This window comes from Kordia sp., from assembly GCF_022447245.1.
In the GTDB taxonomy this organism is placed as follows: Bacteria; Bacteroidota; Bacteroidia; order Flavobacteriales; family Flavobacteriaceae; genus Kordia.
Genome location: NZ_JAKVBC010000012.1, coordinates 81,384 through 101,777, shown reverse-complemented (window position 1 = coordinate 101,777; position 20,394 = coordinate 81,384). Strand labels below are relative to the sequence as shown.

16 protein-coding genes and 1 pseudogene are annotated in these 20,394 nt (G+C 32.9%); 6 read left to right on the top strand and 11 right to left on the bottom strand.

Annotated features, from left to right (window positions below; all coding sequences use genetic code 11):
- Positions 1-22 precede the first annotated feature (22 nt).
- Complete coding sequence (locus MK119_RS10320) at positions 23-3,184, top strand: GEVED domain-containing protein (RefSeq protein ID WP_290677996.1); 3,162 nt, start codon at positions 23-25, stop codon at positions 3,182-3,184.
- 151 nt (positions 3,185-3,335) lie between these two features.
- On the opposite strand, the gene MK119_RS10315 is transcribed toward MK119_RS10320, so the two are convergent.
- Complete coding sequence (locus MK119_RS10315) at positions 3,336-3,977, bottom strand: O-methyltransferase (protein ID WP_290677993.1); 642 nt, start codon at positions 3,975-3,977, stop codon at positions 3,336-3,338.
- Positions 3,978-4,159: 182 nt separating this feature from the next.
- Between MK119_RS10315 and MK119_RS10310 the strand changes: the two genes are divergently transcribed.
- The 3 genes from MK119_RS10310 (at position 4,160) to MK119_RS10300 (ending at position 10,686) form a co-directional block, all read left to right on the top strand.
- Positions 4,160-7,918 (top strand): DUF3857 domain-containing protein, encoded by a 3,759-nt coding sequence (locus tag MK119_RS10310; protein ID WP_290677990.1) that lies wholly within the window; start codon positions 4,160-4,162, stop codon positions 7,916-7,918.
- A 103-nt stretch (positions 7,919-8,021) separates the two neighbouring features.
- The gene (gene kynU, locus MK119_RS10305; protein WP_290677988.1) at positions 8,022-9,281 is read left to right on the top strand and encodes a kynureninase; all 1,260 of its coding nucleotides are present in this window, start codon (positions 8,022-8,024) and stop codon (positions 9,279-9,281) included.
- Between the two features lies 1 nt (position 9,282).
- Positions 9,283-10,686 carry an NAD(P)/FAD-dependent oxidoreductase gene (locus MK119_RS10300; protein WP_290677986.1) on the top strand — a complete coding sequence of 468 codons (1,404 nt, stop codon included), beginning with the start codon at positions 9,283-9,285 and terminating at the stop codon, positions 10,684-10,686.
- A 54-nt stretch (positions 10,687-10,740) separates the two neighbouring features.
- Here MK119_RS10300 and MK119_RS10295 read toward each other — a convergent pair whose 3' ends face one another.
- The 9 genes and pseudogenes from MK119_RS10295 to MK119_RS10255 all read right to left on the bottom strand — a co-directional run bounded on the left by MK119_RS10295 (position 10,741) and on the right by MK119_RS10255 (position 17,501).
- Positions 10,741-11,196 (bottom strand): YgcG family protein, encoded by a 456-nt coding sequence (locus tag MK119_RS10295; protein WP_290677984.1) that lies wholly within the window; start codon positions 11,194-11,196, stop codon positions 10,741-10,743.
- A 198-nt stretch (positions 11,197-11,394) separates the two neighbouring features.
- On the bottom strand, positions 11,395-11,934 hold the full coding sequence (locus MK119_RS10290; protein ID WP_290677981.1) for a YgcG family protein: 540 nt from the start codon (positions 11,932-11,934) through the stop codon (positions 11,395-11,397).
- Between the two features lie 51 nt (positions 11,935-11,985).
- Entirely contained in the window at positions 11,986-12,732 is a 747-nt protein-coding gene (locus MK119_RS10285; protein WP_290677978.1) for a hypothetical protein, read from the bottom strand.
- Positions 12,729-13,409 (bottom strand): annotated as a pseudogene (locus MK119_RS10280) (phytanoyl-CoA dioxygenase family protein); the annotation flags it as partial. The pseudogene MK119_RS10280 and the gene MK119_RS10285, both read right to left, overlap by 4 nt.
- A 43-nt stretch (positions 13,410-13,452) precedes the next feature.
- A complete protein-coding gene (locus tag MK119_RS10275; protein ID WP_290677976.1) occupies positions 13,453-14,169 on the bottom strand; it encodes a hypothetical protein in 717 nt (238 codons plus the stop codon).
- Positions 14,170-14,319: 150 nt separating this feature from the next.
- Positions 14,320-14,646, bottom strand: coding sequence for a hypothetical protein (locus tag MK119_RS10270; protein ID WP_290677973.1), 327 nt, complete (start codon positions 14,644-14,646; stop codon positions 14,320-14,322).
- Between the two features lie 188 nt (positions 14,647-14,834).
- Positions 14,835-15,347, bottom strand: coding sequence for a hypothetical protein (locus MK119_RS10265; protein ID WP_290677970.1), 513 nt, complete (start codon positions 15,345-15,347; stop codon positions 14,835-14,837).
- Between the two features lie 546 nt (positions 15,348-15,893).
- A complete protein-coding gene (locus MK119_RS10260) occupies positions 15,894-16,115 on the bottom strand; it encodes a hypothetical protein (RefSeq protein ID WP_290677966.1) in 222 nt (73 codons plus the stop codon).
- Between the two features lie 213 nt (positions 16,116-16,328).
- On the bottom strand, positions 16,329-17,501 hold the full coding sequence (locus MK119_RS10255; protein ID WP_290677963.1) for a metallophosphoesterase: 1,173 nt from the start codon (positions 17,499-17,501) through the stop codon (positions 16,329-16,331).
- 208 nt (positions 17,502-17,709) lie between these two features.
- Between MK119_RS10255 and MK119_RS10250 the strand changes: the two genes are divergently transcribed.
- A complete protein-coding gene (locus MK119_RS10250; RefSeq protein ID WP_290677960.1) occupies positions 17,710-18,537 on the top strand; it encodes a histidine kinase in 828 nt (275 codons plus the stop codon).
- A complete protein-coding gene (locus MK119_RS10245) occupies positions 18,534-19,232 on the top strand; it encodes a LytTR family DNA-binding domain-containing protein (protein WP_290677957.1) in 699 nt (232 codons plus the stop codon). The genes MK119_RS10250 and MK119_RS10245 overlap by 4 nt, the downstream gene beginning before the upstream one ends.
- A gap of 43 nt (positions 19,233-19,275) precedes the next feature.
- Here MK119_RS10245 and MK119_RS10240 read toward each other — a convergent pair whose 3' ends face one another.
- Positions 19,276-20,304 (bottom strand): serine hydrolase domain-containing protein, encoded by a 1,029-nt coding sequence (locus MK119_RS10240; RefSeq protein ID WP_290677954.1) that lies wholly within the window; start codon positions 20,302-20,304, stop codon positions 19,276-19,278.
- Positions 20,305-20,394: the final 90 nt, after the last annotated feature.

The following is a 20,394-nucleotide window of genomic DNA, read 5'->3' as shown; positions in this document are numbered from 1 at the left end:
ACCAAAAATCAACCTAATGTTTATGAAAACAAACTATTTTTTATTGTTGTTTTTGTTGAGTGTGTTTAGTGTTCAAGCACAAAAACCAGGCTCTTTAAAAGCATCATCAACAGCTAAAGCTGCTTACATGGTAGAAGTTCCGGCATTATCCAAAATGGATAATATCATTGCAGCAAAAGGACAAGAACATGTAGCTCCTCCTAAACGAAGAGGAAGTAACATTGTAATTGAAGGCAAAGGTCTTCCCGTTGGACGAGATCCACTACTTCAACAACAAGCAAGTGTACCAAAGTCAGCAGGTAGAGCACCTGTAGTTGATTTTCCTGCTCATACAGGAACAGTACTTAATGATCCTACGGGAGCAATAGGTCCCAACCATTATGTATATGCATTTAATTCTGGGTTCGGAATTTTAGACAGATCAGGAAATGTATTAGTTCCTGAAGCTTCTTTAGCAACTTTATTTCCTAATGAAGATTTGGGAGACCCTGTAGTAGTTTATGATCGTTATGCAGATCGTTTTATTATCATGCAGTTTAGTAATACACCAAATGGAATCCTAATTGCGGTTTGTCAAGGACCAGATCCTGTGAATGACGGATGGTATACGTATCGTTTTAATACTGGATCATTTCCAGACTACGAAAAAATGTCTGTATGGAGTGATGGCTATTATATTACCGCAAATAAAGATTCTGGTAATGTCAACAGTAGAGATGTTGTTTATGCATTAGAAAGAGATGAAATGTTAGTAGGGAATTCAAATGCTCAAATTGTAGGGTTTCCACTTCCAAATGCTGCGACTAGCGGTTTTTACAGTCCAGGAGGATTCAACTGTATTGGACCAAATTTACCGCCAGTGGGAACGCCACAGCCTATCATTTATCTACAAGATGATGCTTGGTCAGGGATTTCTCAAGATCATTTAAAAGTATGGAATGTGAGCGTCAATTGGAATAATCCAAGTAGTTCTTCAATCTCATCTCCACAAATAATTAATACAACACCTTTCGATTCAGTATTTGATAATGGATCATTCCAAAATCTAGATGAACCAGGGAACGGACCAGATATCGATGCATTGCAGGCTACTATGATGTATATGACGAATTACAGACGATTTGGCACCTACAATTCCGCAGTATTAAACTTTGCAGTTGATATCAGTGGAAATGATAGCAAAGCAGGTATCAGATGGTATGAATTGAGACAATCTAGTGATGGACAACCTTGGACAATTTATCAAGAAGGAACGTACTCGCAACCAAACTATAGTACTTTCTGTGGAAGTATCAGTATGGATGCTCAAGGAAATATAGGTTTAGCTTATACAATTGTAAGTAGTACTGTATACACATCTTTACGTTACACCGGACGTCAAGTGTCGGATCCCTTAGGAACAATGACTATTGCAGAACAAAATATTGTAGATGGTGATGCGCAAAATAACAGATTTGATGGTCGTTATGGAGATTATGCGCAAATGACTGTAGATCCAGTGGATGATATGACTTTCTGGCATATTGCTGAGTATATGAAAGGTCCTGGGAATCAAGTTCGAAAAAGTCACGTAGCAGCATTCAAAATTGAGGCTGGACCGCCGGATACAGAAGTTCCATCAACTCCAACAAATTTATCTGCTTCTAATACAACAGATACAACAACAGACTTGTCATGGACAGCTTCAACAGATAATGTAGCAGTTAACGGATATGATGTATATCAGGATGGTAATTTAATTGGTACAGCTTCTGGAAATTCATACACAGTAACTGGCTTAACAGCATTAACAAGTTATGATTTCTATGTAGTAGCCAGAGATGGTGCAGGAAATACTTCAGGGAATAGTAATACGGTGACTGTAACAACATTAGATGTACAAATATCATATTGTGATTCAGCTAGTACCAATATTAGTGATGAGTTCATTGGACGAGTACAGTTAAATACGATTGACAATGCTTCTGGAGGTCAGTTTTATACTGATTTTACAGGGATTTCAACAACACTTGATAAAAACTCTCAATATACAATTACGGTCACTCCAACTTGGACAGGAACCATTTATAGTGAAGGATATTCAGTATGGATTGATTACAATCAAGATGGTGATTTTGAAGATGCAGGTGAGCAAGTTTGGACACAATCACCAACAACAAATACGCCTGTAAGCGGAAACTTTACAGTGCCAAGTGCTGCTACAAATGGAGCAACAAGAATGCGAGTGTCTATGAAGTACAATGGTATTCCAACCTCATGTGAAACATTTACCTATGGTGAAGTAGAAGATTATACGGTTGTAATACAAGATGGAACAGGAGGACCAACTTGCGATGATGGTATTCAAAATGGAGATGAAGAAGGCATAGATTGTGGAGGTTCGTTCTGTGATCCTTGTTCTACAGGGAGTGTAGTACTTACACAAGGTTTCTTTGAAACTGGATGGGATAATTGGGTTGATGGCGGAAGTGATAGTTTCCGTTACCAAGGAACACGCTCGTATGAAGGATTGTATTCTATCAGATTAAGAGACAATACCAACAGTTCTACAATGACATCTCAGGCTTTTGATTTGACAAGTTTCCAAACAGTTGATGTTGAATTCTTCTTCTTCCCAAATAGTATGGAAAATGGTGAAGATTTCTGGCTTCAATACAATGATGGTTCGGGATGGCAAACAGTCGCTACCTATGCTAGTGGATCAGAATTCCAAAATAACCAATTCTACACATCTACAGTAACACTTGATACAGCACAATTAAACTTTAGTTCTAATGCTCAATTTAGATTTAGATGTGATGCAAGTGGTAACGGAGACCGCATATATATTGATGCTGTGACTATTACAGGAAATACAGGACGTAGCAGAGTTGTCAATGGTACTAGACCAGTAGACAAACCAACACCTGAACCACAAGCTATCACTACACATGAGTTAAGTGATGAAGATGGAGAAGGAATTACGTTTTATCCAAACCCAGCACAAGATATCCTTAAAGTAGATACTTTAGACATGCCAATAGATAATATCAAAATATTCTCTGCTTTTGGAATGTTAGTAAAAGAAATGTCTAAACTAGAAAATGGATCGAGTATTAATGTTTCTAATTTCACATCAGGAACTTACTTCGTACGATTTGTTTCTGGAGAAAACATCATTACTAAGAAGTTTGTTAAGAAATAATAAACTTTAAAGAGTAACTATAAGCAAATATAAAGCCGTTTCAATATACGTTGAAACGGCTTTTTTATATTTTAAATAGGCAGGTTAAAACTTTAAAAAGTAAACTAGAAGTACCTAAAAGCATAGCGACCTATTACCTAAAACCCAAAAACTATAAAACTCTACTAATCGTCAATCCATCTCTAATAGGCAATACAACAGTTTCTACACGCGGATCTTCTTTTAAAAGTGTATTATATTCCAAAAGCGCTTTTGTAGAAATATCATTCTTCTGCAAATCTTGAATTACTTTGCCACTCCACAATACATTATCGGATAAAATCACGCCATTTGGATTCATCTTTTCAATAATGGCATGAAAATAGGCTGGATAATTTGGTTTATCTGCATCAATAAATACCAAATCGAAAGTAGTGTCCATTTCAGGAATAATCTCTAAAGCATTTCCTGTATATTGATGAATGTTATTAGCATAATCAGAAGCGTCAAAATATTTACGCTGAAAATCGTGTAACTCTTCATTGATGTCAATCGTGTGTAATTCGCCTTCAGTTTGCATTCCTTCTGCCAAACACAAGGCAGAATATCCTGTATAGGTTCCAATCTCTAAAATGGTTTTTGGATGAATCAACTTAGACAATATGCTTAAGACTCTTCCTTGGTAATGTCCGCTCAGCATTCGAGGTTGTAAAACCTTTTGATAGGTTTCACGTGTCAACGCTTTCAACAAATCAGGTTCGTTCTCAGAATGAGCAACCACATACTCATCTAAAGCTTCTGGAATAAAATGCATAACTCTTGAATTTGTGCAAAAATATTAATTAATAATAAAAATTTAAAAGATGATTGCAACTACTACTTCAGTAAGAAGGTAAAACTACATATGTAGATTTAAAATAACGCTTATGGGTTTATTTTTGTCTTGAAAGAAAAAGGACTTACTTTAGCAGATATAAGAAAATTTTGATAAAATATATGACAAAAGTATACTGGCTAATTGTATTAGCATTTTTTATCTCTCTAAATTGTATAGCACAAAAACAAGAAAAAGAATATTGGGAAGCTCTTTTGCAAAATAACCGTATAAAAGCTCTAGAAGAATTTAAAAAACAAAAATCTTTAGAGGATTTTGAGATGCTTGCAACGGAACAAATCCTAAATGTTGAAAATGGAAAGCTTTCCCGCGACGAAGAATTTATCAAAAAAGTAATTAATGATAAAGATTTTGAAATGTATTTGTATGCATTGTGGAATGAAACATACTTTTTTGATAGATACCAAGAAATAGGCTTTAATCCTAGTAATGTACAAAATGTCAAAGAAGCAAGTCAAGCTAATTTTAACAACCAGACTGTTAAAGATGCTATGATGTATATTAATGCTATCGTAAACAGGCATTTTAATGATTTTGATGGATATTATAAAAATATCGAGAAGATGGACTTCATTTATAATTGGCAATATTGCGGAGTTTTTGAAAATTTAAATGAAAGCGGTTTAGATATTATATATGAACCAGAAGGGCATGCTGTATCCAAAAACGGATTTAATGCAAATAGCAATGGTATTGTAAATTGGTATGTGCCAAAAGAACAAAGCAAAGACGGCTATATATTTTTTACAAATCATAATGAATATGGAAGTGGAGTCAACTATGCGCAAACATTTGTTACCTCAAAAGAAACCAGAAAAGTAGTATTGCGTTTAGGAAATTCAGGTGCTTTTAAGGTTTGGGTGAATGATGAGCGATTACTCATGAATTCCGATAATGTAAAAACGGATTTAGACGCGTATGCAGTTGCATTTACACTACCAAAAGGCACAAGTCGTTTGTTAATAAAAAATGCAGACAAAAACGCAACAAGTTATTTCATAGCCAGACTAACAGATACTGACGGATTACCTATAAAAAATCTAACTTACAGCAATACCACAAAAAGCTATAAAAAAGGAGCAAAACTAAATGCCGAGCCAGTTGAAAATATTTTTGAAAAATTCTTTAATTCTAAAAAAGAAGCACATCCAAACAACTTTTTCTATGATTATTGTTTGATCAATTTGTACCTGAGAAATGAAAATTTTAAAAAAGCTAGAAAAATTATAAATCCATTACTTAAAAAGTATCCGAAAAGTTCAATACTTCGCAAATTAAACATGCTAATCCTTACGTTGGAAGAAGATTTTACGACCGTTGAAAAAATTCAAGAAAATTTCTCTTTAGACGATCCAGATTACTATGTGTCACTTATGTACAAGTTTCAAAACGCTAATGAATTATTTCGTATGGATATAAACGAAATGGAAAAATTATTGAAGCGTTTTGCTAAATCTACCGACCTAGAAATATTCAAAGTATCAGCTGATGTTATGTTACAACTGCGCAATTCCGATCAGCAAGGATTGGTACTTAACATGGAAAAATTAATAGACATTGCTAAAGGATATCCAAAACTTTTAAACACCTATGCGCCACTTTATGCTTCTATTTTAAAAGACGAAGAAAAAACTATCAAAATTTTAGAAGATTTAACAAGAGATCATTTCGATTTTACGGCATTAAATCAGCTTGCTTATTACTATGAAAAACAAAATAAAAAGGACAAGGTTTTAAAGTTATACAAAAGAGTAGATGAAAACCTAAAAAGCAGTAATCTAATTATTCGTGAAATTATTGAAAAGCTTCACAAGTATGATCGTTATGAAGAGTCGTTACCTTACATAAAAAAACTAAAAGAAAACTTTCCTTATTCGTTTGTAGCAGATCGTTATGAAGGTGATGTTTATATGAAACTTGGAAAAAAGCAAAAGGCACTTAAAGCATATAAGGCTTCATTATTGCATAATATGGAGAATTCAAAATTGCGTAAAAAAATCCAAGACCTTCAGAACCAAAAAGACTTTCTAGAGGAATTGCATGAGCCTGAAATATATAGTTACATACAAAAAGAACGCGGAAAAATCAAAACCAGTAGTTATGGGTATACCATCTTGTTAGATGATAAAGATGTTGTGTTATTTAAAGAAGGTGGAGGAAAAGAGCGTATAACTATTATTTATGAAATTCTAACAGAAGAAGGTATCAATTCATTTAAGGAGTACAACTTAGGACTTTCAGGAAGTTATAATATTATCAAATCGGAAATAGTACAAAAAAGTGGCTCTGTAGTGCCAGCAGATAAACAAAATTCGAATTTGGTATTTAGCGGATTGGCAGTTGGAGATGTTATTCACATAGATTATGAAATCAACTTTAGTGGAAATGGAAGATTTTATAAAGATTATACGGATGTATTTCAAATTGATTCCTATGTGCCATGCGTACAGACCAACTATAGTATTATGATTCCAAAAGAGCAGAAAAACTTCTACTACAAAGTTGTCAATGGAGAATTAAAGCATGAGAAAACAAGTAGTGGTGATTATGATACATATACTTGGAAAATCATTTTGCCGGAAGTATTACCTAAACCAGAATACTACATGCCAAGAGATGTAGATGTAGCACGTTTTTTACACATAAGCACAATTGACTCTTGGAATGAAATAGCAAAATGGTACTCAGATTTAGTACGTACACAAATTGATCTTAATACTACTGTTGAAGAAGTTTTTGCAAAACTATTTCCAGAAAAAGATATTACTACACTGTCTGAAGAAGAACGCGCAAAGCGCATCTATTACTACATCACCAACAATTTCAATTATAGTTATGTAAGTTTTAGACAAAGTGGGTTCATTCCGCAAAAACCTTCAAAAACCATTATAACAAAACTTGGTGATTGTAAAGATTTCTCAACGTTATTTGTAGCATTAGGGAAAAAAGCAAAACTTGATACCAATCTTGTCTTGATTTTAACTTCAGATAATGGACAAAACTCATTGGTATTACCAACTCAAGATTTTAATCATTGTATTGCTGAAGTGAAGCTGAACGGCGAAACTCAATTCTTAGAATTGACAGATAAAGATTTACCTTTTAAAGCATTACCAGTAAGCTTACAAGGTGCTACAGCCTTAAAAATTCCATTTGACTCAAAGACAAAAAATACGTCCGATTTAATAAAATTAAAAAATGTCAAACGCACACCAAGTGTTTACAAAAACAAAGCGAAAATTACCATACATGATGAAAAACAAGTGTTTGATATAACAACTTCCTTGGAGGGAGAAATTGTTTCATACTATTCTTCAATACTTAGAAATCGTGATTATAAACTAATGAAAAACGATCTTCAAGATAACTTAATAGGACGAGTAGGAGGAAATATTACTATTGATACCATTATGGATGTCACAGCTAAAAGAGAAAGCTCTGTATTTAAATATAGAACGGTAGCGAGTAGGCAAGAAAAAAGTAAAAAAATAGGATCCATCTCCGTATTCCAGTTGCCACCAATTGCAAATGCATACAATAGCAGTATTATTAATTTTGAAACTAGAAACTATCCAATTGAATATATTCAATATGAAAATGTGGATAATTACATAACTGAATACGAATTAATTATTCCTGAAGGAAAGAAATTTATTGAGTATCCAGAAAATATTGAAATAACATTCAAACAACATTCCTACAAAATAGTTTATGATTTAAAAAAGGACAATCAGTTAAATGTAAAAATAGAGGCAAAAGTTGATAAAGAAAATATAATACTTCCAAAAGAATATGAGGATTTTAAAAAGTATGTAGTAGCAGCACTTGAAGGAAAAGAAGGATTTATAGGCTACAAATAAAAAAAACTCAAATGCGAATAAAGTGACTGTTAAATTACTTTATTCGCATTTGAGTTTTTTTAGAAAAATGGAATACGTATTTTTGAGAAAAATAGCATTCATCATGTTTCAAAATACATTGGCGTTCGCACAAGAACAAGACGCAAAAGATCCTCTTAAAAATTACCGTACTAAATTCCATATACCCAAAGATGCTGACGGAAACGAATGGTTATATTTTTGTGGAAATTCACTCGGGTTACAACCTAAAATTACGCAAGAGTATATTCAGCAAGAATTAAATGACTGGGCAAATTTAGGCGTAGAAGGACATTTTGACGCGAAGAATCCTTGGATGCCATACCATGAATTTCTTACCGAAAACATGGCAAAAATAGTAGGTGCAAAGCCTATTGAAGTTGTCATCATGAATACATTAACAACAAACTTACACTTGTTGATGGTTTCATTTTATCAACCGACCAAAACAAAATTTAAAATTGTCATTGAAAGTGATGCATTTCCATCCGATCGTTATGCGGTAGAATCGCAATTAAAATTTCAAGGATTCGACCCAAAAGAAGGATTGTTAGAATGGAAACCTAGAGCAGGAGAAGAATTACTTCGTATGGAAGATTTGGAAACCATGCTAGAAGAACAAGGGGACGAAATTGCTTTATTGATGATTGGCGGTGTCAACTATTACACAGGTCAATATTTAGACATTAAAAAGATTGCAGCACTCGGACATGCAAAAGGAGCAATGGTCGGAATTGATTTGGCACACGGAGCGGGGAACATTCAACCGAATCTGCATGATTCTAATGTAGATTTTGCAGCTTGGTGTACATATAAATATTTGAATTCTGGACCAGGAAGTTTGGCAGGATTATTTGTTCATGAAAAACATGCGCATAACAAAGATCTAAATCGTTTTGCAGGTTGGTGGGGACACGATAAGGAAACACGTTTTAACATGCGATATGACTTCAATCCAATTCCTGGAGCTGAAAGTTGGCAATTAAGTAATCCACCAATATTATCTATGGCAGCCATCAAAGCTTCACTAGATATGTTTAACGAAGTTGGAATGGACACTTTGCGTAAAAAATCGGAAACCTTGACGGCGTATTTTGAATACTTAATCAATGAGGTAGATACTGATCGCATTAAAATTATTACACCTTCAAATCCAGCAGAAAGAGGTTGTCAATTATCGATTCAAGTTAAAAATGCTGACAAATCATTACATCAAAAACTGATGGACAAACATATTATCTCTGATTGGCGCGAACCAGATGTAATTCGTTGTGCGCCAGTTCCATTATACAATACCTTTGAAGATGTTTATAAAATGGTATACGAACTTAAAAAATGTTTATAATATGAACACGAAAGAAAATATACTTATTGTTGGCGCAGGTTTGTGCGGCTCCTTATTAGCATTACGCTTGGGACAACGTGGTTATAAAGTAACCGTAATGGAAAGTCGTCCCGATTTACGAAAAGTAGATATTTCTGCAGGAAGATCAATCAATTTAGCATTTTCAGACAGAGGAATTAAAGCCATGAACATGGTTGGAATTGTAGATAAAGTAATGCCTTTATGTATTCCGATGCACGGACGCTTGGTACACGATATAGAAGGAAATACATTTATGTCTAACTATTCAGGGAGAGATGATGAGTATATAAATTCTATTTCTCGTGGTGATTTGAATGCACTTTTACTAACGGAAGCAGAAGAACATAAAGCTGTTGATATTTCGTTCAACAAAAAATGTACAGCTATCGATATTGAAGAAAATAGCGTAACATTTTATTGTTATGAGACTAAAAAAGAATTTACACTGCAAGCCGATGTAATTATCGGAACAGATGGAGCAGGTTCTGTTTTACGTAAAAGTTATTATCTAGAACGTAAATTCTTGTTTAGTTACTCACAAAATTATCTCAATCACGGATATAAAGAATTGAGTATTCCGCCATCAGCAACAGGAGGTTTTCGTACCGAAAAAAATGCATTACACATTTGGCCACGCGGCGAATATATGGTAATTGCTTTACCAAACTTGGACGGAAGCTTTACGGTAACACTGTTTTTATCGTATGATGAAGGAGAATACAATTTCAACAATTTAACAACAGATGAACGTGTACAAGAATTCTTTGAAACACAGTTTCCTGATTTAGTGCCGTTGATTCCTGAGTTGACTAAAGAATACTTTGAAAATCCAACAGGAGCATTGGGAACAGTAAAATGTTCTCCTTGGTCATATAAAAATAACACTTTACTCATGGGAGATGCAGCACACGCCATTGTTCCGTTTTACGGACAAGGGATGAATGCTTCTTTTGAAGATGTAGTTGTTTTTAATGAAATTTTAGATCAGCATGAAGGTGATTGGCAAGCCGTTTTTAAAGCCTACGAAAAAGCACGTAAAAAAGATACAGATGCCATTGCCGATTTGGCCATTGACAATTATTATGAAATGCGTGATCATGTGGCAAATCCAATTTTTAAAGAAAAGCGAAAGTTAGAAATGGACTTGGAGAAATCATTTCCTGAGCAATACTTTTCTAAATACTCCATGGTAACATTTAATGAAGACATTCCATACAGTAAAGCTATGGAAATTGGGCGGGCACAAGACAAAGCCCTATTGAATATGATTGCGGATGACGAAATTGATACCACAGCAGATTTACAAGAAATCCTCAAAAAAGTACAGGAAGAAACCAACGAAATCTTAGATGAAGATCATGTTGCTAAAACGATGAAACATTAAAAAAATATTGGAATAATGAGTAAAAGGAGCGTATAATTAATATATGCTCTTTTTTTATGAATCTAGCTCTTTAATAATCGCTTTGATACCTTTTTCAAAGCCATTATAAAAATCGTTTTTCTTAAACTCAGGAACAATGATTTTATTAATAATATTCATGGTTTCATCGTCCGTTAATTTTTGCATGATACCAACGCCATTGTTAATCCATATACGACGATCTTTCATATAAAGCGCAATCAAGACGCCATTGTCTTTATCTTTTTGTCCAATGCCCCAATGATTTGCTAAATCCAATGAATATTCTACTAAACCTGTATAATCTAGAAGAGAAGTCACCGTAACAATAACAATTTCATTATTAGTTTCCGTCTTATACTTTTTGATAAGGTCTAAAAGTTTAGCTTCTTGTTCGTCAGATAATATATTGTCATAATCATTGATGAGTCCAACAGGGATAGGAAAGTCAGCTTTGGCAGCATGATGACCAATGAAAGATTTTGTGTGCATTCTATGCGTAGCTTCGCAGCTAAAACAAAGCGCAGTTAGCATACAAATCAGTAGACTTTTGAGTTTCATAGTGGGCTATTAAGATCGATTGGGTTCTTGCAATATAAGAAATTCCAGTATATGTTCTTAAAAATTAACAGCTTAAAATGATTTTTTTTGATGAAAAAGTGACGATTCTTTTGATTTTATCTTAAAAATCTAGTTTTCATCTTCTTTAGTTAACTCTTTAATAATTGCCTCAATACCTCTAGAAATTCCTTTGTAATAACTATTTCTTTTAAATTCAGGAATAATTTTCGATTGAATAATATAGGCTGTTTCGCCATCTGTTAATTTCGTAACCAAACCATCTCCATTTTGAATCCAAATCTTGCGAGCTTTTTTGTGAATCGTTATTAAACTACCATTGTTTTTATATTTTTGACCAACGCCCCAATAATTTACTAAGTCTAAAGAATATTTTTCGATATCATCATAACCTTTCAAATCATTGATAGTAACAACAGCAATTTGATTGGAGGTTTTGGCTTCATGTTCTTTAACTAGTCTAAACAAGCTAGCTTCTTCTGTATCAGAAAAAATACTATCAAAATCATTTATAAAACCAACAGGTTTAGGAAAAGTAGTGTTGGTGTAGTGTTCACTAGGAAAAGGGAATGATTCTTTTTCAGTCTGTTTACAAGAAAAGCAAAAAACTAAAAGGCTAAGGATCAAAAGGTTTTTATAATTCGTAATCATAGCAATATCAACAAGTATAAAAGATGAAATATAAGAAAAACTCTAAAATAATTAGTAAAATTCTACATTAGATAATGAAAGCTGTTGCTCATTTATAAATCCTTCAAATTCATTGGAATATGCTTTTCCTAGTCGCAATCGTAGTTTCGTTTTAAAATTTCCTTTAAAAATAGTTGTTGCGGTAATAATCGTATCTTTTTCGGGAAGCACAAAAAGTGCTCTACCTGTACGGCAAAGTATGAGTTCAAGACTTTCAATTCGCTTCCATTCATTTTGTCTATTTTTTGCTTCCAGTAAAGCATCGATATTGCTGTCGTATCCTAAAATCACAGTATCTTTTAAAGACGTATTGATGATATATGTAGGATATGCTTTGTGTCTTGTAAATAAATGACTAAATCTCTTATATTTTACTTTACTGATTGTAGTAGTGGTATCTACAATAACTTTTATATTTTCATCGGTAGCTCCCGTAACATTATCAACAATAATATTAATTCGATGATAATGCATATATTTTTGAATTTCATGCTTAGTCTTAGTGCGTCTTATATCTTGATCAAGGATGTAATTCACAATAATTGTATCTAAATTTCTAGTATAGGTAATAGGTTTATAGTTCGATTTTTGAGTAAAGTTTGTTTCTAAATATATGGCTGAATCTTCAAAAGCATCTATCAATAGAGGAAATGCTGGTTTTTTCTTTTGTGTAGCTTGTTGTGTTTTGAGGTCTACTGAAAAACATGCACTCACGAGAATGATAAGAGCTATGGATGTTATGATAGATCTAAAACTCATAGACCTAAATTTTTAGAATATTCTAACCATTGCAATGACTCAGCAAGCTGCTTAGAGCTAAATTCTAAATGTAAAACACGTCGTTGTTTGCCATTGGTAGTTCGGTTGGAAGCATGAAGCGTTAAGGGTTTCATCAACATTATACCACCTTTTTTTACTTCGTAAATATGTTCGGTTTCTATTGTCCAATCAATGGTTTCAGGTCTGTATATTCCTTTAGAGTGTGATTTAGGAATCACTTTTAAAGCACCATTTTCTCTTTCAGTTGTGTCTAGGTGAATTCGGATGGTAACAATATCTTCTAAAATATCAAGAGGTGGTTGTACACCATATTGTCCCTTTTTAAACGTCCAATTTTGATAATCTGAAACTTCTTCTTTTCGATCTACAGAAATACTCAAATCTTGATGATATGCCACAAACCAATTGGATTCGCTAGGTTTGTCAAAATAAATTGCCTTGGTCAAAAAACATGATTCATTAAACAAAGAAGCTAGTAAAGTTTGAAGGTTTTCTGTAAACACTAGCGACTTTAATGTTGGAATTTTATGAATAACTTGTCGTATAGCAAATAAGTGTTTTGAACTTTCAGCCAATTCATGCTCGTTAGAAGCATCTTCAATACATGCTATAATTTGTGCTATTTCTATGTTTGAATACATGCGGTCTAGCACTGCAAAACCGTTTTTTTAAAGTCTGATAAAATTGACGTTTCGTTATTCATTGATTGATAGCTTCCAACTGTTTCTCAATTTTAGCATGTAAGATGCTTAATTCCGTATTGTATTTATCGGTACTTTCGCTTAATGCCTTTTTTAAGAGTTCAAAAGTTTCTATTCGTAATTCATAATAGCTAAGTAACTTTTTATTCTGTTCAATTAACTCAGAAGGAAGGTTCTTTATTGCATTGGCTTGTTTTATAATTTCGATATTTTCTTTCCATTTAGGAATTACTTTTTTGTTTAGCCCTAGAATCAGTCCAAAATTACTTTCTGTCTCTTTATGATTGTAAAAAGTCAAAGATTCTTGCTTGTTTTTCATGAACTGTTGCATTTTATCAGTGTATAGCTGCTCAGTTTTAAAATCGGAAGACGTGTAGATATACCCAAAAATACCAATACCCATTAATAACAGAGACACGACACCAACTCCAACAGCATGCCAAATAGAATGGAAACTATAATTGGATTCTTCATGTTGTTTAAAAATAGCTCCAAAGGTATGTTCTACCCAAAAAATAATAGCAGATGTGTAGACCACAGGAATAACTATGTTTGGAATTTTTTCGATAATATTTTCTGGAAGTGAAAATGTAAGCACAAAAATAGCAACGGTCGCAATAATAGAAGTGATAAGTATATTGTTACCTTTCTCTGTTTTTTTCGATGGCTTTAACGTTTTCTCTAATGAGATAACCTGCGGCAATTGGTCCGCCAATAAATGCAGCTATACCGATAGCTTGTTTTGTTAAAATTTACGATGTTCAGTATTGATTTCTTTTCGCATATTTAACTTTCATGGAAATTGTATAAAGATTACAATCAATCGTTACGCTAATTACTATTTGAATATAGTCAATATCAAGTGCTAGTAATAGCTATTAGTACGCTTCACATGATCTGAATAATAACCATCTTTATCAATAGTGGTACGCTGCGTCCAATTTCCTTTCTTATCGTACTTATACCAATATTTCGTAGTGGACTCGGAGCGTCTAGTTTTTGAGTTTTCTGCATAAAATATAGTGTACTCTTTTACATCATTGTATTGGTTATACGTTTCTGTGATTCGCTGTGCAAGTACATTATTCTCATCATATTCTTCGTATGTTAATCGGTTATCATTTGCGTCATAGGTATTTACCATTCGCTTTTCTTGCTTTCCGTTGTAATCATAGGAAATCTTTTCTAGCACATTTCCGCTGGCATCTTTGGTTTCTTCAAACTGTTTTACATACGAATCATCACGTTTATCTTTTTCTACATATGTGAGACCATTGTTACTATATTCATACGTACGAACGTCGTATTCTACACCAGCTTTATTAAACTCACCTTTGTAGATGCACTTTCCGCTTGCATTGTATTTACAGACTGTTTTTTTTACGGTATGCTACCAAAACCTTCGGCGTCTAAATTTTCGTAAATTTCTTCAGATACCAAGCCTTGCGTATTATATTTGTACGAAGTGACAATGTGTAGTTTTTTGTTTTCATATTCTTTTTTAAACATCACTTTACCAGTTAAGTAATAGATATATACTTTCTTTTCTACATCTTCCCCATCATCTTCCACAACACTTACAATTCTATTACCTTCATATTCATACGTTGTGGTACTTAGTAAAGTATTCTCTTCATAGGTTTTTAACGAAACCAAATTTCCATTTTTATCATACTTTTCTTTGTATGTCTGTTCACAGTCTTCAAATTTAAAAGGAGGTTTCTCTTGATCTATATAACAGTCAGAATCTTCTTTGATACTTTTAATCTTTGTTTTTTGTATTCGCTTTGAATCAATTTCTATGTAGCCAATTGCTTTAAAATCAAAATCTTGTGCTTGTACTTTTGTAATGCATATAGCAGCCAATAGGCTTAACTTGAGGAGAGATTTCATTTGCTAACTACTAATTTTAGGGTTCAATCTTACTTGAATGGTAGAATAATAAACACTAAAAATAGTGTTTTTTCAATTTATATATGTTGTTTATTGGTTCAATCTAATCAAAGTTTATATTCTTCTGAGATAACGTGCATATATAAAAATAGTAGCCAGTATATATGACCCGCAATAAACAGCAATTATGTTTGTGTGGCTATCGTGCATAATAATATCATAAATAAGTCCTAAAAGCATTATTAAAATAGGAAACAAATAGGCTACGGAATGTAGTTTTTTACATGGAACAACAATAAATTGAATAAAATTCACAATGATTATAAACACCATAAAATATAAACCGCCAATTAAGACTAAAATCGTAGCATTTGGAGAAGCACTATTGTTTTTAAACCATACTTCCGCAAAAACGAAAACTCAAATGATCATTTGTACGAAGTATAATAAAATACTACTTATGTAAAGCTCTAAAACACGGTTAAAAGAATTTTGTTTCTCCATTGATTATGTATCTAGCTTGTATTTTATCATTTCTGTTCTAATTTACTTTACAATATATTCTCGTCGTTTTGCTAACTTGAAATATTCAGGAATGTGAAACAATGACGCTGAAAATTCACTTTGAAATTCATCTCTGTTTTTTGAATCAATATAATTGGCAATCGCATTTGCATGTGCAACAGACCAAGCCCATAAAATCTTTTTATGAATAGAAAACTTCCAAAAAGCATCTTCAGGCCAACTAATAAGTGTTTCTGTATTCAAACCACAAAGAAATACAGGTTATTCTGCTTTTAAAAATACCGTCCGTATGTTCTTTGTAATTAGATACAATTTCATTGTTATTTTTCATAACAGGAATTTCAGAATATTGACTTTCATTACCCCAATTTGGACATGTAACAGAGAACGTATCTGGAAATTGAAACCATTAATTGATGTAGGTCATTTTAAAATGAATTGAATCGAAAATCTAAATTACAACATTTCTTTAGTTCCATCATGAAGCAAACGATACATAGTATGATTTTTAATGTATAAACCTTCAGATTCTGTGTGAGGCCAACTTTTGCTATAATCTTTTGGATGTTTTACATCAATTCCAATTACTTTCCCCTCAAAGAGTGCAGTTACGCGTGATTGAACGGTGTGTCCAACAACTACTGATTTTGCATTAAAAGTTTTTAGTTGTACATCTATTTCTTCTTGTGATATATTACCTCTAAAATATCCGCGATACCATGAAATTCCTTTACGTGTTGATGTGATGGTTTCAACAGGTGTTTTTTGTGGTTTTGGAAAATACGCTTTGTAATAATGATCTTTGGAAATTTGATTGATTTCTTCTAAAGACAAACCTAATTCCGCAACTTCTGGATGAATGCCGCCATGTACAAAAATATGCCCGTTAATTTTTTCAATCGCATTTTTGCTTGCCAACCATTTTCCTAAAAATGATGCTTGACTGTACAAATCGTTTTGTTGCTTATCTAAAATTGCAGAAACTGCTAAGTACTTTTGAGAAGCTGCACCAAACTTAGCTTGCATATTTTTTAACTCTTGATTTCCAATAATAAAATGTACCAATCCACCATGTTTTTTGGCTTCTTGTTCAAGTTTGTATACAAACCATAAAACTTGTGTGGTAGAAAATCCACGATCTACAAAATCGCCTACCAATACCAAATGGCCTTTGCCAAATGTCCAATCTAAATTTTGATCAATTACATTTTGTGCAATCAGGAAATCGCGAAAGGTTTTATAGCCACTTTCAATATCTGAAATTGCTACAATTGGATAGTCATCATTGTAAACAACTTGAGGTGTTTCAATTGTAGTATTAATGGTAAAATCAAATGAAGAGTCTTCTAAAGGAAAATAACAACTGCCTAGAATTTCACTTTGCATTGCATACTTTTTTGTTGAGGTATAAAAACCTTCGTTCTTGTTTCCTCTGAGGTAATTCACGCTAAGTGTAGAATCATTTTCATAAAACACATACGGACCTTCTTTGTCCAAATTCATTCGTGATGGATGATCGCTATAATGAAGTGATGCGCCGTGATACAATCCAAATAAAATGGCGCTAATTGCTAAAACTAAAATGGTAACTGTGATATGCTTTACATATCGTAAAATTCGTTTTTTCATGATGTTTTTGTGTGAATTATTGCTGCAAACCTACTTAGCGAAACATGCTCTAAAAAAACTTTTGGGATCAACAATACTTCATGAGTGATACATTGTTGATTTTTGAATTTGAAAGTCGTTCATCACAGATTTTGATTAAAACAACATCGATTTAAAGTCGTTTATCAACTTCTTTTGACATCGAACACTTTTCGGTTACATTTGTGTCATGTCATTCAAAAAATACTACAAAAAAACATTCATCTTCATCGGAGTTGCGATACTCTTGTATCCGTTAATTATTACGATGTACGAAGTATTGACGACTGAAAAACATTCGGTAGTCTTTCTGGAAAACTATCATCCTTCCGTCAGTATTGGCGTGTTTACTACATACATCATTTTGTTTATATTCATGGTCGGACTCGGCTTTTATTGGCTCTTTAAACAAATTAGTGCAACGCTAACACTAAAAAAAGAACAGCAAAAAATGGAAGTGCTGCATTTACAAAGTCAGGTGAATCCTCATTTTTTCTTTAACATGTTGAATAATTTATATGGTTTGGTAGCTAAAGATTCTCAAAAGGCGCAAGCATTAATTTTGAAACTGTCTGACATGATGCGCTACAGTATTTATGACGGGCAAAAAAGTAGTGTTACCATTGCAGAAGAAGTGGCGTATTTAAAGAACTATATTGAATTGCATAAAATGCGCTATCACAAAGAAATCAATGTGAAATTCAATACAAATATTTATGATGAGAACGTTGAAATTGTCCCCTTGTTATTTATAAACTTGTTAGAAAATGCGTTTAAACATGGTGTAGAAAATTTATATGATAATGCTTTTGTAGCTATTGATTTAACTACCAATAAAAATGAAATTATCTTTACTGTAGAGAATAACTTTGATCCAGAATCAATCTCTGAAACTAAAGGAATCGGTTTGAAGAACCTGAAAAGAAGATTGGAATTAATCTACCCAAAAAAACATTCTTTATCTTTTAAAAGTATGGACGAAATATATACATCCCAACTAACGCTTCAATTATCATGATTAGTTATTTAATTATTGACGACGAACCTATTGCACATGATATTATAAAAGGATATTGTGATTTATTGCCAAACATGGAATTAAAAAAACATTGTTACAATGCGCTAGAAGCCATGCAATATTTAAACGAGCATGCGGTTGATTTAATTTTCCTTGATTTAAATATGCCCAAACTTAAAGGATTTGATTTTTTAAAAACCTTATCACATCCGCCAAAAGTAATTGTAACAACAGCGTATCAAGAATATGCTTTGGAAGGTTATGAATTGAATATTTCAGATTATTTGCTAAAACCATTTTCCTTTGAACGCTTTCTCAAAGCTATCAACAAAACCGTCAGTGTAGCTTCAAAACCTGCAGTAACTATTGTGGAGAAAAGGAAGGAAACTTCTAAAAGTATTTTTCTGCGTTCGCAAAACAAGTATGTACAAGTTTTTACAGATACAATTCATTATATAGAAGCTTCTGGAAATTATACTAAAGTTGTCACAGATGCAGAAACAATTACCATTCGTGAAAAAATCTCAGATATCATTGCTTTGTTACCAAGCCATGATTTTTTACAAGTACATAAATCGTTTGCGGTTGCTGTAAAACATATTAAAAGCATTGAAGGCAATCGTATGCTAATTGGCGAACATATAATTCCGATTGGGAAAATGTATAAAGCAGATGTGAATGCATTGTTGCGCTAGATATACTTTTTAAAAGATAAAGAGAATTTGAAAGTACCTGTAACTAATTTTTATGCTCAATAATACTTTTAATTCTATTATTGATGATTTCTGATAAGTTCCAATTATAAAGTTTCGGATCTGTTGTGTTGTAAAATTCAACAATTACAGCATCAATATCTTTGTAGTATTTAGCAAAACTTTGATATCCAGGAACCCAACCAGCATGTTCATATTTATACAAGGAAGCATATATTTCCGCTTCTCCTGGCTCAAAGACCGATCCGTCATTCAATGCTCTTAGGAATGTGCCAACATCTTGTGCAGTTGCAAGCATGCCGTGTTCATCTTCTTTTAAATCTAAAGAATATCCTACGTGATAACCACTCATGACATCATCCATGTTTACTTCGTTTAGTGAGCTGAAAGTATTATTAAGATTCAATGGAATTAAAACTTTTTCTTTAATGAATTGAAAATTATGATATCCAAGTGCATTATCCATGATCTTATTAAGTAAAAGATAATTAGTGTTACAATATTCATAATCTTCATCAGGTTCAAAATTAGCAGATTTGTCCAAAATCAAACCAAGACTTTCTTCATACGTCTTCGTTGGATTTTCCCAAAAATTAGGTGCATCCGTAAAATTAGGAATACCACTTCTATGCTGTATCAGTAACTTCAAGGTTATTTTTTCAGCATTTTCAATTCTACCCACAAGTGCTGGTAAATAATCAGCGATTGTTTTATCTAAAGAAAGTTTGCCTTCATGAACCAGTTTAGTAATTGCAACCGCATCATACAGTTTGCTAATACTCGCAATCTTAAATAAGGCATCTGGTTTGGCAGGAATCTTAGTTTCTCTATTATGCCAACCGGAAGCGTAAAACTGAGCGGGTTTGTTTGCTTGGTCTACATACACAATCATGCCATCAAACCCATGGCCAATAGCTTCATCTAATTGTTTCTGAACCGTATCTGGAAGTGGTAGTATCCATGCTTTTACCAATAACCAAGGCACAAAAAACAATGAAGTTACGGTTCCGACTAATAAAAGTATTCTAATTATGATGGTTTTCTTTTTGCTCATGATGTTCTTTACTTAAGGTGTGTTAGATAATACACTTGCAAAATTCTAGTTATATTTTAAGAATTGAAATTTTTACTTTCTGAATTGTTG